Below are 15,650 nucleotides of genomic sequence, written 5' to 3'. Positions count from 1 at the left end.
CGGTCGTCATCCACGGGCGAAGCGATGAGCGATGCGACGCGCGCAGACTCGAGGATCCATTCCCTATCACATGAGCGCTGCTGCAGTGCTGGAGCGGCAGACGCCTACGGCGAAGCCGCCGAGCCCAACCGCTGCGCACTTTTCCTGCAATTGCTTCTAGGGCGCGAAGATCGACCAATTCATCAGCCGGGCGAGCTTCTCCAAGGCGATGGAGCCAAGCTTGGAGTTGCCGTTCTCGTTGAGGCCGGGCGACCACACCGCCAGCGAAGCAACCCCCGGCACGATGCCGAGGATGCCGCCGCCGACACCGCTCTTGCCGGGAATGCCGACGCGGAAGGCGAAATCGCCGGAGCCGTCATAGTGGCCGCAGGTCAGCATCAGCGCGCCGATGCGGCGCGCCCGCTCGCCCGAGACGACGGAATGACCCGTCGCCGGGTTCCTGCCGCCATTGGCCAGGAACCGGCCGGCCATGGCAAGCTGGCGGCAGCTCATGGCGATCGCGCAATGGTGGAAATAGACACCCAGCGCGAGTTCCGGCTCGTGATGGAGATTGCCAAAGGATTTCATGTAGTTGGCTAAAGCGAAGTTGCGATAGCCGGTAGCCCGTTCGGATGCCGCGACTTCGCGGTCGATGATGATCGTCTCGTCGTCGGCGAGGAACTGGATGAAGCGCAGGATCTCGCCGATCGCCTCGCGCGGTTGATGGCCGGCGAGCAGGACGTCGGAGACGACGATGGCCCCGGCATTGATGAACGGATTGCGCGGGATGCCTTTCTCGTGCTCGAGCTGGACGATCGAATTGAACGGATTGCCGGACGGCTCGCGGCCGACGCGATGCCAGAGCGCATCGCCCACCTTGCCAAGCGCCAGCGTAAGCGTGAAGACTTTCGAGACGCTCTGGATCGAAAAGGGCTGATCGGCATCGCCGGCAAGAAGGACCCGCCCGTCATTGGTCACCGCGGCGATGCCGAATTTCTTCGGATCGACCTTGCCGAGCTGCGGGATGTAGGTCGCCACCTCGCCGCGATCGCTGCGCTCCGCCATTTCGGCGGCTACTTCCGCAAGTGCCTGGTCGAGTTCCGGCATGGCTTCTATTTCAGCCAGCGTTCGATGCGCGCCAGCGCCTCGACCATGTCGTCATGGCTGCCGGCATAGGAAAAGCGCATGGTGCGGTGGCCCTGCAGCGGGTCGAAATCGCGGCCGGGCGTCGCAGCGACATGCGCCTCGGCCAGCATCTTTCGGGCAAAGGCCATGCTGTCATTGGTGTGGCGGGTTACATCGCAGAAGGCGTAGAAAGCGCCGTCCATGGGTGCTGCCAGCGCGAAGCCGAGCTCCGGCAGTCGCTTCATCAGAAGGTCGCGGTTCCAGGCATAGCGCGCCTTCACCTTTTCGAGCTCCTCCGTCGCCTTGAAGGCCTCGATCGCTGCGATCTGCGACAGTTCCGGCGGCGAGATGTAGAGGCTCTGCGCGACGCGCTCGACTGGCCGCACCAGTTCTTCCGGCAACACCATCCAGCCGATGCGCCAGCCGGTCATGCAATAGTATTTAGAGAAGGAGTTGATCACGGTCACGCCGGCGCCATGCGCCAGCGCGGTGACGTCCGGCGCCGCGTAGGCCAGCCGGTGATAGATCTCGTCCGAGATCACGGCGATGCCGAGCTCCTCAGCCGTCTTCACCAGTGCGGCAAGTTCCTGCGCGGGAATCACCGCGCCGGTCGGATTGGCGGGACTGGCGAACAGCACGCCCTTGAGCGGCTTCTCGCGATGCGCGGCCTTCAGATGCTCGGCGTGCAGATACGCGTCCGTGCCGAGCTCGATCTCGACGATCTCGATGCCGAGCGCGGCCATGATGTTGCGGTAGGCCGGATAGCCGGGCGCGGCGATGGCGACGCGGTCGCCCGGATCGAACATGGCCAGGAAAGCGAGGTTGAAGGCGGCCGACGAACCGGTCGTGACGGCTATGCGCGATGGCGCGATGTCGATCCCGTAGTGCTCGCCATAATGCGCGGCGATCGCCTTGCGCAAGTCGGCCAGGCCCAATGCGTCGGTGTAGCCGATGCGGCCGTGGCTGAGCGCCGCGGCCGCCGCGTCGCGGACGCCCAGCGGCGCGGGGTCCGACGGCTGGCCGACGGCCATCGACACCACGGGCACTCCGGTGGCCTTCAGCCGGTTGGCTTCGGCCAGGATGTCCATCGCGTGGAATGGCTCGACTTCTCCGCGACGCGAATGCGAAACGACCATTTGACCTCTTCCAACTGCTCTATTTCGGTGAATTCCGTGCGCCAGCAGCGCAGACTTGCCCTTGAACTGCCCTAGTTAAAGAGACAGCGCCGCACAAATGCCCGATTGATGTGGGGATCACAAGCGCGCAGGAAGTTGCCGGCGCCGACTTTTCATCCTTCGCCCGCTCGTCTACCAGTGGACCTATGTTGAGCCGACCCCGACCATCGATTGGCAAATCGACCTCTCTCAGCCGCACCGCGCGCGGTTTCGCGACACTGATGCTTGCCGCCGCCGTTGCCGTGTCGAGCTCGGTCAGCGCCTTCGCGCAAGGCGTGCCGGTGGTGCGCGACGCAGAGATCGAGGCGCTGGTGCGCGACTATGCCCGGCCGATCTTCAAGGCGGCGGGGCTCGCCAATGACGGCATCGACATCGTGCTCGTCAACGACCAGAGCTTCAACGCCTTCGTCACCGGGCGGCGGCTGTTCATCAACACCGGCGCGCTGGTGACCGCCGAGACGCCGAACGAGATCATCGGCGTCATCGCGCACGAGGCCGGCCATATCGCCGGCGGCCACCAGCAGAAATTGCGCGACCAGCTCGACCGCGCCAAGACCATGGCCATCATCGCCACGCTCCTCGGCGCCGGCGCCATGGTTGCCGGCGCCACCACCAACAGCCGCGGCCTTGCAGGCGCCGGCATGGGCGTCGCCGCCGGCGGCGGCGAGGTGGCGCAGCGCTCGATTCTTGCCTATCAGCGCACCGAAGAAATCACCGCTGACCGTTCGGCGATCACCTATCTCAACGCTACCGGCCAATCCGGCATGGGCATGCTGAAGACCTTCGGCCGCTTCCAGAGCGCGCTGTCGCTGTCCGGCACCCAGGTCGACCCCTACCGGATCAGCCACCCGATGCCGCAGGAGCGCATTGCCAACCTCGAAGTGCTCGTCAAGCAGAGCCCCTTTGTCAATGTTGCCGACCCGCCGGCCCTGCAGCAGCGGCACGATATGATGCGCATCAAGATCGCCGCTTACATGCAGGGCCAGGCAGCCGTCGCTCGGCTGATGCGCAAGAACCCGGCCAGCCTCGCCTCGCGCTACGGCGACGCGCAGCAGACCTATCTCTACGGCAATCCGGGCGCGGCTCTGACCAAGACGGCGGCACTGATCAAGGAACAGCCGAAGAACCCGTATTTCCAGGAGTTGCGCGGCGACATCCTGATGAAGATCAACAAGCCGAAGGATGCGGCGGACGCCTATGCCAAGGCGGTGAGCCTCGATCCGGCGCACTCCGGCCTGCTGTTGGGGTCGCTCGGTCAGGCGCTGATGGCGGTGGGAACGCCTGATTCGATCCAGAAGGCGGTGACCCAGCTCAACAATGGGATCGCACGGGACAAGGAAAATGCCGACGCCTATCGCTTTCTGGCGCAGGCCTATGGCGAACTCGGCGACGTTCCGGCCGCGGATCTCGCCACCGCCGAGGGCCATTACTATTCGGGCGACTACAAGAACGCGAAGATCTTCGCCATGCGCGCTCAACAGAAATTGAAGCGCGGCGAACCCCGGTGGGTCCGCGCTCAGGATATTATAAACTACACGCCATCGAACAAACTCAAATGAACCTCCCGGGCGTTGGCCGCGACCAAAGGCGCACCAGGATAGGCAAGAAGGATCGACAATCATGAACAAGGCAATCCTGCTTGGCAGTGCTGGCGGTCTGGCGATAGCGCTCGGCATGCTGGCCTTCGGCTTCGTCGCGGGCAATCCCCAGACCGCGAAGGCCGACACCGCGCAAATGGCGCAGGTCACGTCCTCCATCGATACAAAGGCCTCCGCCGATACCAAGATCGATCGCAAGGAGGTCGAGGGCATCATTCGCGACTATCTCTTGAAGAACCCGGAGGTCCTGCTCGAGGTGCAGGACGCGCTCGAGGCCAAGCAGAAAGAGGAGCAGCGACTTGCAGCGCTCGGCGTCATCAAGAATTCCAAGGATGAAATCTTCAACTCCACCTTCGACGGCGTCGTCGGCAACCCGAAGGGCAAGGTCACGATCGTCGAGTTCTACGATTACAATTGCGGCTTCTGCAAACGCGCCATCGAGGACATGCAGGCGCTGACCAAGTCCGACCCGGACCTGCGTTTCGTGCTCAAGGAATTCCCGATCCTCAGCCCGGATTCGCAGAAGGCCAGCGTCGTCTCCATGGCGTTCCACCTGATGCATCCGGAGAAGTACGGCGAATTCCACACCGCGCTGCTCGGCGGCCAGGGCCGCGCCACCGAAGCGACAGCCATCAAGGTGGCGCTGTCCCTTGGCGCAGACGAGGCGGCGCTGCGCGAGAAGATGAAGGACCCGCGCATCACCGAAACGCTTTCGCGCACCTATGACCTCGCGACGAAATTGTCGATCACCGGCACGCCGTCCTACGTGGTCGGCAACGAGGTGATCTTCGGAGCGCTCGGCCAGCAGGTTCTGGCGGAAAAGATCGAACAGGCCAAGAGCGCGCTGTAAGCGCTTGCGGATGCAGAAGCCGGCCGCTGTGGACAGCGCAAGAACGCACTTGCGCTCTTTTCGCGGGCGGCTATGCCCATTATAGAGGCCAGTGCGCCGGCTCGGGGCCGGCGTGGAACAAGGTCGCCATATTGAAAACGATTTTCGTCCTCAACGGTCCCAATCTCAATGCGCTCGGCAAACGCGAGCCGGGAATTTATGGCGGCAAGACGCTTGCAGCCATCGAGGAGGACTGCAAGACGGCAGCCGCCGCGCTCGGACTCGAGATCGATTTTCGCCAGTCCAACCATGAGGGCGATCTGGTCGACTGGATCCAGGAAGCCGGCGACAAGGCTTCCGGAATCGTCATCAATCCCGGCGCCTACAGCCACACCTCGATTGCCATCCACGACGCCATCCGCTCTGTTGCGCCGCTGCCCGTCGCGGAAGTCCATCTTTCCAACATCCACGCGCGGGAGCCCTTCCGCCACGTCTCCATGGTCGCGCCGGTCGCTGTCGGCATGATCTGCGGGTTCGGGCCGCTCGGCTACACGCTCGCGCTGCAGGCACTGGCGGCACGCCTGTGACCGGCCCCCAAACAGAAGGCTCGAAAATGTCGATAAAAAAGACCGGTGTTGACCAGCAACTGATCCGCGACCTGGCGGGCATTCTGAACGACACCAATCTGACCGAGATCGAGGTGGAGCTCGGCGACCTCAAGGTGCGCGTATCGCGCCAGTCGCAGGCCGTCCACGCGGTAGCGGCGCCGATGCCGGCGATCACCGCGGCTCCGGCTCCAGCGGCTCAGCCCGCCGTGGCCGCCCCTGCGGCCCCTGCCGATCCGTCGAAGAACGCCGTGCCCTCGCCGATGGTTGGCACTGCCTATCTGGCCCCCTCGCCCGACGCCAAGCCATTCGTCGAGATCGGCCAGAAGGTAAAGGAAGGCCAGACCCTGCTCATCATCGAAGCGATGAAGACGATGAACCAGATCCCCTCGCCGCGCGCCGGCACGGTGACGGCGATCCTCATCGAGGACGCCCAGCCGGTCGAGTACGGGATGCCTCTGGTGGTCCTCGAGTAGGAACAGCCAAGAGATGTTCCAAAAGATCCTCATCGCCAATCGCGGCGAAATCGCGCTCCGGGTGCTGCGCGCCTGCAAGGAGCTCGGTATTCAGACGGTGGTGGTCCATTCGACCGCGGATTCCGACGCCATGCATGTGCGGCTTGCCGACGAGAGCGTCTGCATCGGCCCGCCGCCCTCGCGCGAAAGCTATCTCAATATCCACCAGATCGTCGCCGCCTGCGAGATCACCGGCGCCGACGCCGTGCATCCGGGCTATGGCTTCCTTTCGGAGAACGCCAAGTTCGCCGATATCCTGGCGGCCCACAACATCACCTTCATCGGCCCGTCGGGCGACCATATCCGCATCATGGGCGACAAGATCGAGGCCAAGCGCACGGCAAAGCGTCTCGGCATCCCCGTCGTGCCCGGATCCGACGGGGCGATCAGCGACGACAAGGAAGCCAAGCGCGTCGCCGCCGAGATCGGCTACCCGGTGATCATCAAGGCCTCCGCCGGCGGCGGCGGCCGTGGCATGAAGGTGGCGCATACCGAAGCGGACCTCGAAGTCGCGCTGCAGACAGCCAAGTCGGAAGCCGGAGCGGCCTTCGGCGACGATGCCGTGTACATCGAGAAATATCTGGAGAAGCCGCGCCATATCGAGGTGCAGGTGTTTGGCGACGGCGCCGGCCGCGGCGTGCATTTCGGCGAGCGCGACTGCTCGCTGCAGCGGCGCCACCAGAAGGTCTGGGAGGAAGCCAATTCGCCGGCGCTCAATGCCGAGGAACGTTCGCGCATCGGCGACATATGCGCCAAGGCGATCGCCGATCTCGGCTATTCCGGCGCCGGCACGATCGAATTCCTCTATGAGAATGGCGAGTTCTATTTCATCGAGATGAACACGCGCCTGCAGGTCGAGCACCCGGTGACCGAGGCGATCACCGGCATCGACCTCGTGCACGAGCAGATCCGCGTCGCTTCCGGGGGCGGGCTTTCGGTCAGGCAGGAAGACATCAAGTTCACCGGCCACGCCATCGAGTGCCGCATCAATGCCGAGGACCCGCGAACCTTCACGCCCTCGCCCGGCACGATCACGCATTTCCATACGCCGGGCGGCCTCGGCATCCGCGTCGATTCCGGCGTCTATTCCGGCTACAAAATCCCGCCCTACTATGACAGCCTGATCGGCAAGCTGATCGTGCATGGCCGCAATCGCGTCGAATGCATGATGCGGCTGCGCCGCGCGCTCGACGAGTTCGTCGTCGACGGCATCAAAACGACGCTGCCGTTGTTCCGCGACCTTGTCGGCAACCCCGACATCGCCAATGGCGATTACGACATCCACTGGCTGGAAAAATACCTGGCCAAAGGTGAATAACACGGGGATGCGATGACCCGCCCCTACGCGCCAGGCTATCGCATTCCGACCGACCTGCTGCTTCGGGCTTATGCCTCCGGCGTCTTTCCGATGGCCGAAAGCGCCAACGACCCGGAAGTGTTCTGGGTGCGGCCGGAAACGCGCGGCATCATTCCGCTGGATGGGTTCCATACGCCGCGCAGCCTCAAGAAGACGATCCGCAAGCATCCGTTCGAGATCCGCTACGATTTCGATTTCGAGGCGACGATCGACGGCTGCGCCGAAAAGCGCGAGGAGCGCCGCTCGACCTGGATCAACGCGCCGATCCGTGAAGCCTATGTCGAGCTCTTTCGGCTAGGGCATTGCCATTCGGTCGAGGCGTGGCGCGCGGACCGGCTGGTCGGCGGCCTCTACGGTGTCTCGCTCGGACGCGTGTTCTTCGGCGAAAGCATGTTCGCCAGGGAAACCGACGCCTCGAAAACCTGCCTTTACTATCTCGTCGAACGGCTGAAGGCGCGCGGCTTCGCGTTGCTCGACACGCAGTTCACGACCGAGCACCTCAAGCGCTTCGGCGCTGTCGACGTGCCGCGCGGCCAGTACGAGAAAATGCTCGCCGAGGCGCTGAAGGGCGATGCTGTCTTTTATCCTTGAGGAGAGGATCAGTCCTGTGCTGCCTCGATCGGCGTCTGCGCATGGAACATCATCTTCCAACCGTCGGCGCGATGGACATAGCCGGTGCTGACGAGCGCCGCATAGGGCTCGCCATTTTCTCGCGTGGCCCGGGCCTCGTAAGTGAGCATGACGATATCGCTGCCGGGCTCGACCATGCCTTTCAACTTGATTTCGAGGTTGCGCCATCTGTTAGGCTTGGTGACGGTTTTGGCGAGATCGGCGTTGGTCATCGCCTGTGCCATCTGGGGGAACGCCACCAGGCACTCCACGTCGGCATTGGCTTCATAGTAGGCGGAATCGCCCGACCAGAAGCCCTTCTCTATATCGAGAAGCTCCTGCTTGTTGGCGGTGATCGGCTTCTTGGTGGTCATCGCGGAATTCTCCTCGCCTGTCGCCGATTTGGAACGGCTCAAGGACGGGCAGGTTCCGAGATCAGTTGGTGCTGGTGGTGTCGTCCGGCTCCGGCGCCGCGTCAGCGGGCTCAGACGCGGCGTTGGCCGGCTGCGCCGAAGCCTTGGGCTTGGCGGCCTGGGCCTTCGGCTTGGCCGTGTCGGCCTTGGCCGCGGTCGGCGGAGGCACGTCCGACTTCTGCTTGCAACCCTTGAGCCAGACGTCATAGACGGCGTGCTCGACGGCGTTGAGGCCGGGGCTTTCGGCAAACATCCAGCCGGTGAAGATGCGACGGATCTTGCGGTCGAGCGTGATCTCGTCGACCTCGACGAAGGAATCGGTCTTCGGCTGCTCCGTATCCGGCCGCGAGTAGCAGACGCGAGGCGTCACCTGCAAAGCGCCGAACTGCACGGTCTCGTCGATATAGACGTCGAACGTGATGATGCGGCCGGTGATCTTGTCGATGCCGGCGAACTCGGCCACCGCATTGGTGATGCGATCGGCGGCCGCGGGCGCAGCGGCCGGCGCCTGCGCGGCGGCGAAGGCTGCCGTGAAGGCAGCCAGAAGAGACGCTGCCGCGATCAGCGCCTTTGAAGTTTGGCCTGAAATCCAAGAGCGCAATTCCGGACGGAAAACCGCTGCGCACCTTTCCTGGAATTGCTTAGAAGAGCTCATGCAAAATACCGGTGGTTGCGCCCGGGTGATTCTCTCAACGCCCAAGGCTAGTCATGGCTGCGCGGTCAGCAAGCAGCTAAATGCCAATTGTGGCGATAAAGGACCGAAGCGGCGTCTTCGACGCGGATTATGATCCGGGCGTCCAGGCGTCGTAGTCGCCGGTCACCTGCGGACGATGCTGGTTGGTCAGAATCGAACCCTTCGGCCGGTAGGCAGACGGCGTTCCGGTCGGATTCGCCTGATGCGGCTTCTGCCATTCGCGCGGCTTGTAGCTTTCGCTGACCGGAGCGGTGTCGACGCGGTGGTGGATCCAGCCATGCCAGCCGGGCGGGATCTTCGAGGCTTCCGAATAGTCGCGATAGATCACCCAACGGCGGGTGCGGCCTTCCGAATCGACCCCGCCCTCGTAATAGACGTTGCCCGCTTCGTCCTCGCCGACCTTCTTGCCGAAGCGCCAAGTGTGGAAGCGGGTGCCGAGTGTCTGGCTGTTCCACCAGGTGAAAAACTGCAGCAGGAAAGTTTTCATCCAGATCCTCGCGGCGGCAGCGGCTCCTGCCTTTCCCCTGCTTATGGCGTCACGCCACCGCGAAGGCAAGGGTTTTGCCGCGCCCGGAACATAATGCTTCGTGCGTTAAATCGATGCAGCCGCTCCGCTCGCGGCAGCGCGGCTTGCCAAGCCTTGCCTGTCTTTCTAAAGCTCGACCCGCCCCGTTTCGGTGGCGCCCAGAGCCGCATGATTTCAGGTCGAATCGACCCGAAATCATCCGGCTCTAAATCAAAGAGATGGAGCATGATGTCGTCCGAAAACCGATACACACTTTTTCGGCATCATGCTCCAGGGAGGTGACGATTGACCCGGGATCCGACCGACAGCCGGATCAGCGCCGAAGACATTCGCCGCCGCAAGGGCGATGTGCCGATCGTCTGCCTCACCGCCTATACCTATCCCATCGCCCGCCTGCTCGATCCACATGTCGACCTGCTGCTGGTCGGCGACAGTGTCGCCATGGTCCTGCATGGCCACGCTACCACGCTCGGCGCCTCGCTGGAGATGATGATCGCGCACGGCCAGGCCGTCATGCGCGGCTCGGCCAAGGCCTGCGTGGTGGTCGACATGCCGGCGGGCAGCTATGAGGCCTCGCCAGCGCGGGCCGTGGCGGCGGCGAAGCGCATCGTCGAGGAAACGGGCTGCCAGGCCGTGAAGCTCGAAGGCGGCGTCGACATGGCCTCCCGGATCGCGGCGATCGTCGCCGAAGGAATACCGGTCATGGGCCATATCGGCCTGCAGCCGCAATCGGTGGAGAAGGACGGCGGCTATAAGATCAAGGGCCGAACGCAGGACAACATCGCTGCCCTGCTCAGCGATGCCGAAGCGGTGGAGAGAGCCGGCGCCTTCTCGGTCGTCATCGAAGGCACAGTGGAGGCGGTGGCGGCCAAACTTACTCGCCACGTTTCCATACCGACCATCGGTATCGGCGCGAGCGGCGACTGCGATGGCCAGATTCTGGTGGTCGACGACATGGTCGGAATGACAGTCGACCGGGTGCCGAAATTCATCAAGGAATACGCGGACTTGCGCGGTGTGATAGCGGATGCGGCGGCGCGCTACGCCGCCGAGGTGCGCAGCCGCACCTTCCCCGGCCCCGACCACGTCTTCACGACGGCCTCCGCCAAGGACAACACATGAACGCGCCAATCGTTGTCGACAGCGTTACAGCCCTTCGGGCGCAGGTCCGGGACTGGCGGCAAGCCGGCCTGAAGGTCGCCATGGTGCCGACGATGGGCGCGCTGCATGACGGGCACATCTCATTGGTCAGGATCGCGCTAGAACGGGCCGAGCGCTGCGTCGTCTCGATCTTCGTCAATCCGACGCAATTCGCGCCGACCGAGGATCTCGACAAATACCCGCGCCAGCTGGCGCGCGACCTCGACCGGTTGCGGGAAGCAGGCGCGCATCTCGCCTTCACGCCAGGCCTGGGCGAAATGTATCCCGCCGGCTTCGCCACCAAGATCTCGGTCGGCGGCCCCTCCCGTGGTCTCGAAACGGACTTCAGGCCGAGTTTCTTCGACGGCGTCGCGACCGTGGTGGCCAAGCTGTTCCTGCAGGCAGCGCCCGATTGCGCCGTGTTCGGCGAGAAGGACTACCAGCAGCTTTGCGTCGTCAGGCAGCTCTGCCGTGATCTCGACCTGCCGGTCGAGATCATCGGCGCGCCGACGGTGCGCGACGCCTATGGCCTCGCCATGTCGTCGCGCAATGCCTATCTCGGCGAGGCCGAGCTCCAGATCGCGCGCAAGCTCAACATGGTCCTGCGCCGTACGGCGGCGGCGCTCGCAGCCGGAGCGGATGAGGCCGGCGCCACCGAAGAGGCCGCAAAGGCGCTTGTCTCAGCCGGCTTCCAAAAGGTCGACTACGTCGCCGCCGGCGCGAGCGTCACGCTCGGCCCCTGGCAGCGGGGTCATGACGGCCGCCTGCTCGCAGCGGCCTGGCTCGGCACTACCCGGCTTATCGACAATGTGGCGATTCCGTCCGCCTGAGCGTCCGCGGTCAGAGCGGCTGATCGCGAGCTGCCGCCGCAGCGCTTGGATCGTGATGGCGTTTCATTGAATCGCGCTCACAATCCAACTCTTTGTTGGAGCATGATCTTTCTCCGAAAACCGGTTCCCACTTTCGGGAGACATGCTCTAGTGACGCTACTCTTCCGACGGCATATGCAGGTACATCGACTGGATGCCGACGCGGCCGGGACCGGTGAAGCGGTTGAGGACGAAGTTCATTGCGGCGCCGAAGAAGCCGCTGGAAAGCTTGTCGATCCTCGTGTCCATCCTCACCGAGGCGTCCTTGAACAGCCAGCCGCCCGGTTCGACATCGATGGTCTCGCCGGGCGCCAGCACTTTCTCGAAGACGTTGCCGTAGCCATGCAGCCAGACGATGCCGTCGCCGGTCTCGCCGCGGAAACGGTCGATGAAGAAGCCGCTCTGGCCGAACAGCATCGTTCCCAGGCCGCGCACCCGCTCGAAAGAGTAGTCGACGCTGGCGGTGGCGGCGAGGAACTGATGCTCGCGCACCTGGATCTCCTCGCCGCGCCGAAGATGTATCGGCACGATATGGCCGGGTCCGTCGCGGCTGAAGGCGATGACCCCCGGCCCTGATGCCTCGGTGACGAAGATCTGCATGCCGGCGATCATGCGCTTCAGCGCGCCCTTCAGAGACTTCAAGCCGATGGTGATGCTGGTGTTCTTCCAGAGCAGGATGTGGTGCTCGAAATAGACTGGCATGTTGGTCACGTCGACCGACAGCACCGGCACCAGTTCGCCGGCGATGTGATAGGTCACGCCGCCAAACGTCTCGTCCGACACTTCGGTCGGCATAAGTTCAGGCAGGCTCGGCATGGCAATCCCCAGTCGCCGGCGACGCTCCTACCCGGTGGAGGGCGTGAACCGGCGAAGAGCAGCCTTGATCGCGCGGATCGGCGCGATCAAATCAAAACCGCGCGATGAATGAGGCTCGCCGGTCTAGCCGAGCCGCTTCTCCATGATGAGTGCCGGCAATCCCGAATTGCCGCCGCAATCGGCGGTCCTGCCGGCCGGGCGAAACCCGTTCGCCTCGTAGAAGGCGATCGCCGCGGCATTTGCTTCCTCGACTTCGAGGCGCAGTATGTCCATCTCCGGAAAACTGGCTTCCACTTCATCGAGCAGCGACTGGCCGATGCCCTGCCGCTGGCAGGCCGGATGCACATAGAGCTGGTTCAACAGAACGATCTTCGGGTCGGTGGTGGCGGCGGCGAACGCCATGCCGCCGAGCCGCTTGCCATCATCCGCGACCAGGAACTCGGAATTCGGGCGCGTGAGCCGCGCCTTGAGCGAGGCGATCGAATGCCAATCGTCCGTGATTTCCGTTACCCGCCTGGCGCCATAGATGGCGTCATAAGTCGCGTGCCACGTCTCGACCAGCAACGCACGGACAGCTGCGAGATCACGTTCGCTCGCCGTCCGCACGAACATCCCTAGGCCTCGATGCCGAGCTTGGCCTTGACAAGGTCGTTGACCGCCTGCGGGTTGGCCTTGCCGCCGGTCGCCTTCATCACCTGGCCGACGAACCAGCCGGCCATGGTTGGCTTGGCGCGCGCCTGCTCGGCCTTGTCCGGGTTGGCTGCGATGACCTCGTCGACCGCCTTTTCGATGGCGCCGGTGTCGGTGACCTGCTTCATGCCACGGCTCTCGACGAGCTGGCGCGGGTCGCCGCCCTCGTTCCAGACGATCTCGAACAAATCCTTGGCGATCTTGCCGGAGATGGTGCCTTCCTTGATCAGGTCGATCACGGCGCCGAGCTGCTCAGGCGAAACCGGAGCGTTTTCAATATCCTTGCCGGCCTTGTTGAGAGCGCCTAACAGGTCGTTGATGACCCAGTTGGCGGCTAGCTTGCCGTCGCGCCCGGCCGCCACCTTCTCGAAATAGTCGGCGATCGGCTTTTCCGAGACCAGCACCGAGGCGTCGTAGGCCGAGAGGCCCAGCGACGAGATCAGGCGCGCCTTCTTGTCATCGGGCAGCTCCGGCAGATCCTTGGCGAGCGCATCGACATAGGCCTGATCGAACTCCAGCGGCAGAAGGTCCGGATCGGGGAAATAGCGGTAGTCATGTGCCTCTTCCTTGGAGCGCAAGGAACGCGTCTCGCCCTTCACCGGGTCGAATAGCCGTGTCTCCTGATCGATCTTGCCGCCATCCTCGAGGATGGCAATCTGCCGGCGCGCTTCGGATTCGATCGCCTGGCCGATGAAGCGGATCGAGTTGACGTTCTTGATCTCGCAGCGCGTGCCGAAGGCGCCGCCGGGACGACGCACCGAGACGTTGACGTCGGCGCGCAGCGAGCCTTCGTCCATGTTGCCGTCGCACGTGCCGAGATAGCGCATGATGGTGCGCAGCTTGGTGACATAGGCCTTGGCTTCGTCGGCCGAACGGATATCGGGCTTGGAGACGATCTCCATCAGCGCCACGCCGGAGCGGTTGAGGTCGACATAGGACATGGTCGGGTGCTGGTCGTGCATCGACTTGCCGGCATCCTGCTCCAGGTGCAGGCGCTCGATGCCAACCTCGATATCCTCGAACTCGCCCTGGCGGTCGGGCCCGACGGAGACGATGACCTTGCCCTCGCCGACGATCGGCTGCTTGAACTGCGATATCTGGTAGCCCTGCGGCAGGTCCGGATAGAAATAGTTCTTCCGGTCGAAAACCGACTTGTGGTTGATCGCGGCCTTGAGGCCAAGCCCGGTGCGGATCGCCTGCTTGACGCATTCCTCGTTGATGACCGGCAGCATGCCCGGCATCGCGGCGTCGACCAGGCTGACATTGGCGTTGGGCGCTGCGCCGAACGAGGTTGAGGCGCCGGAGAACAGCTTCGCTTCGGAGATCACTTGCGCATGCACCTCGAGCCCGATGATGATCTCCCAGTCGCCGGTGGCGCCGGGGATAAGACGTTTTGCGTCGGGGGTGCGGGTGTCGATGATGCTCATGGGGGCCTGCGTATCTAGAATTCGCAAATATGCGCAAACGCATATCTCGGTTTGCAACTTCGCTAGTGCAAACGGCCCTGCGAGACAAGCGCAAAGCCGTCCGCTGGCCTTTTCCTGCGCTTTCGCCTAAGAAGACACCCATTCCAATGGAGAGTGGATGTCCACTTACGCTCAGTCCCGGTGAAGCCCTGACCTCGTAGCCGAGGCAGGGCAGAAAAACGTGAAAACCCCGTGCCGCGATGTCTCGCGGCGGCGGCTTTTGTTGTTTTTCCCGGGAACTCTCCAATGGACATTTCGCGCAACGAACAGCGCATCCTGCACCTGCTCGCGCAGGGCGGGCGTATCGAAATCGAAAAGAACGAGAGCAGAAAGATCGCCTCGGTCCAGTGCCTGACCCGCGACGGCTGGCGCTATCCGGGTTTCGACCTGGAACTCTTTCGGAAGCTGAGGCGCAAGAAGGCGGTTTCCTCGACGGATGGCGGCCCTTACCGCATCACCCGGCGCGGGCTCCAGCTCGTCCGCGCCGAACTCGACAATCGGTAGGACGCGTCACAAACCGCCGGCTGGAAACAGTCGGCGGTTTCCTCGCCCCGCCGTTAAAAGCGCATCGCACTGAACCGGATTCAGGCGACGCGCTTTACGTCTTTGTTTTGATGCATGTCGTTGTCCAAGAACCGCGTACACTTCTGGGCGACATGCATTAAGCGGTGGCGATGTAGGCCCTGATCTCCTCGGCCTCGCGCTCGACATCCTCGATGCGGCGCTTGACCACGTCGCCGATGGAGACGATGCCGTCGAGCAGGCCATTTTTCTCCACCGGCAGATGGCGGAAGCGGCCTCTCGTCATGATCTCCATGACCTCGTTGACGGTGTGGTTTTCGTTGCAGATCTTGACCTTCGGAGTCATTGCCGAGCGCACGGCGATGTCGAGCGCGGCGGCGCCCTCCTTGGCCAAGACCCTGACGATATCGCGCTCCGAGAGGATGCCGACGATCTTTCGGTCGCCATTGGTGATGACGAGCGCGCCGATCCTGTGCTCGGCCAGCATGCGGATGGCCTCGCTGAGTTTCTCATTGGGCCCGAGCGTGAACACGTCATGGCCCTTGCTTTCAAGAATTGCCTTAACCGTCATGGCGTCCTCCACTGCCTTTGACGCCGGCTCCCGCCCCGACCGGCTCTTCAGCCCCGGCGCCCTCTGGAAGACACTGGGTGCTTACAGTCTTGATGCATGTCGTTTTCCCAAAACCGCTACGCACTTTTGGGCGACATGCATGGCAACATCG

18 protein-coding genes are annotated in these 15,650 nt (G+C 63.6%); 9 read left to right on the top strand and 9 right to left on the bottom strand.

What is annotated here, in order from left to right; genetic code table 11:
* Positions 1–156: 156 nt before the first annotated feature.
* Complete coding sequence (locus MJ8_RS16150) at positions 157–1,086, bottom strand: glutaminase (RefSeq protein ID WP_201409889.1); 930 nt, start codon at positions 1,084–1,086, stop codon at positions 157–159.
* Between the two features lie 5 nt (positions 1,087–1,091).
* The gene (locus tag MJ8_RS16145) at positions 1,092–2,240 is read right to left on the bottom strand and encodes a pyridoxal phosphate-dependent aminotransferase (protein WP_201409888.1); all 1,149 of its coding nucleotides are present in this window, start codon (positions 2,238–2,240) and stop codon (positions 1,092–1,094) included.
* Positions 2,241–2,425: 185 nt separating this feature from the next.
* On the opposite strand from MJ8_RS16145, the gene MJ8_RS16140 reads away from it, so the two are divergent.
* The 6 genes from MJ8_RS16140 to aat all read left to right on the top strand — a co-directional run bounded on the left by MJ8_RS16140 (position 2,426) and on the right by aat (position 7,774).
* Positions 2,426–3,838, top strand: a complete 1,413-nt coding sequence (locus MJ8_RS16140; protein WP_201409887.1) for a M48 family metalloprotease — start codon at positions 2,426–2,428, stop codon at positions 3,836–3,838.
* A gap of 61 nt (positions 3,839–3,899) precedes the next feature.
* Complete coding sequence (locus MJ8_RS16135) at positions 3,900–4,727, top strand: DsbA family protein (RefSeq protein ID WP_201409886.1); 828 nt, start codon at positions 3,900–3,902, stop codon at positions 4,725–4,727.
* 131 nt (positions 4,728–4,858) lie between these two features.
* Positions 4,859–5,293, top strand: a complete 435-nt coding sequence (gene aroQ, locus MJ8_RS16130) for a type II 3-dehydroquinate dehydratase (protein WP_201409885.1) — start codon at positions 4,859–4,861, stop codon at positions 5,291–5,293.
* 26 nt (positions 5,294–5,319) lie between these two features.
* Entirely contained in the window at positions 5,320–5,787 is a 468-nt protein-coding gene (gene accB, locus MJ8_RS16125; RefSeq protein WP_201409884.1) for an acetyl-CoA carboxylase biotin carboxyl carrier protein, read from the top strand.
* Positions 5,788–5,800: 13 nt separating this feature from the next.
* Positions 5,801–7,144, top strand: coding sequence for an acetyl-CoA carboxylase biotin carboxylase subunit (gene accC / locus MJ8_RS16120; protein ID WP_201409883.1), 1,344 nt, complete (start codon positions 5,801–5,803; stop codon positions 7,142–7,144).
* A gap of 12 nt (positions 7,145–7,156) precedes the next feature.
* Entirely contained in the window at positions 7,157–7,774 is a 618-nt protein-coding gene (gene aat, locus MJ8_RS16115) for a leucyl/phenylalanyl-tRNA--protein transferase (RefSeq protein ID WP_201409882.1), read from the top strand.
* Positions 7,775–7,782: 8 nt separating this feature from the next.
* Here aat and MJ8_RS16110 read toward each other — a convergent pair whose 3' ends face one another.
* The 3 genes from MJ8_RS16110 to MJ8_RS16100 all read right to left on the bottom strand — a co-directional run bounded on the left by MJ8_RS16110 (position 7,783) and on the right by MJ8_RS16100 (position 9,386).
* A complete protein-coding gene (locus MJ8_RS16110; RefSeq protein ID WP_201409881.1) occupies positions 7,783–8,166 on the bottom strand; it encodes a hypothetical protein in 384 nt (127 codons plus the stop codon).
* A 61-nt stretch (positions 8,167–8,227) separates the two neighbouring features.
* Positions 8,228–8,860, bottom strand: a complete 633-nt coding sequence (locus MJ8_RS16105; RefSeq protein WP_225247946.1) for a DUF2155 domain-containing protein — start codon at positions 8,858–8,860, stop codon at positions 8,228–8,230.
* A gap of 127 nt (positions 8,861–8,987) precedes the next feature.
* Positions 8,988–9,386, bottom strand: a complete 399-nt coding sequence (locus tag MJ8_RS16100) for an NADH:ubiquinone oxidoreductase subunit NDUFA12 (protein WP_201409880.1) — start codon at positions 9,384–9,386, stop codon at positions 8,988–8,990.
* 324 nt (positions 9,387–9,710) lie between these two features.
* Between MJ8_RS16100 and panB the strand changes: the two genes are divergently transcribed.
* Both panB and panC read left to right on the top strand, forming a co-directional pair.
* Entirely contained in the window at positions 9,711–10,547 is an 837-nt protein-coding gene (gene panB / locus MJ8_RS16095; RefSeq protein WP_201409879.1) for a 3-methyl-2-oxobutanoate hydroxymethyltransferase, read from the top strand.
* On the top strand, positions 10,544–11,395 hold the full coding sequence (gene panC / locus MJ8_RS16090) for a pantoate--beta-alanine ligase (protein ID WP_201409878.1): 852 nt from the start codon (positions 10,544–10,546) through the stop codon (positions 11,393–11,395). The genes panB and panC overlap by 4 nt, the downstream gene beginning before the upstream one ends.
* Positions 11,396–11,551: 156 nt before the next feature.
* Here the strand turns inward: panC and MJ8_RS16085 are convergent, their stop codons facing one another.
* From MJ8_RS16085 to gatB, 3 genes are all read right to left on the bottom strand, one after another.
* Positions 11,552–12,250: an AIM24 family protein gene (locus tag MJ8_RS16085; protein ID WP_201409877.1), complete on the bottom strand. Its 699-nt coding sequence runs from the start codon at positions 12,248–12,250 to the stop codon at positions 11,552–11,554.
* A gap of 123 nt (positions 12,251–12,373) precedes the next feature.
* The gene (locus MJ8_RS16080) at positions 12,374–12,862 is read right to left on the bottom strand and encodes a GNAT family N-acetyltransferase (protein WP_201409876.1); all 489 of its coding nucleotides are present in this window, start codon (positions 12,860–12,862) and stop codon (positions 12,374–12,376) included.
* 2 nt (positions 12,863–12,864) lie between these two features.
* The gene (gene gatB / locus MJ8_RS16075; protein WP_201409875.1) at positions 12,865–14,367 is read right to left on the bottom strand and encodes an Asp-tRNA(Asn)/Glu-tRNA(Gln) amidotransferase subunit GatB; all 1,503 of its coding nucleotides are present in this window, start codon (positions 14,365–14,367) and stop codon (positions 12,865–12,867) included.
* A gap of 285 nt (positions 14,368–14,652) precedes the next feature.
* Between gatB and MJ8_RS16070 the strand changes: the two genes are divergently transcribed.
* The gene (locus MJ8_RS16070) at positions 14,653–14,910 is read left to right on the top strand and encodes a YjhX family toxin (RefSeq protein WP_127305754.1); all 258 of its coding nucleotides are present in this window, start codon (positions 14,653–14,655) and stop codon (positions 14,908–14,910) included.
* Between the two features lie 157 nt (positions 14,911–15,067).
* On the opposite strand, the gene MJ8_RS16065 is transcribed toward MJ8_RS16070, so the two are convergent.
* On the bottom strand, positions 15,068–15,499 hold the full coding sequence (locus MJ8_RS16065; RefSeq protein ID WP_201409874.1) for a CBS domain-containing protein: 432 nt from the start codon (positions 15,497–15,499) through the stop codon (positions 15,068–15,070).
* Between the last annotated feature and the right edge of the window lie 151 nt (positions 15,500–15,650).

This window comes from Mesorhizobium sp. J8 (assembly GCF_016591715.1).
In the GTDB taxonomy this organism is placed as follows: domain Bacteria; phylum Pseudomonadota; class Alphaproteobacteria; order Rhizobiales; family Rhizobiaceae; genus Mesorhizobium.
Note: the sequence above shows the minus strand (reverse complement) of the source record. Positions and strands in the feature narration are given on the sequence as shown.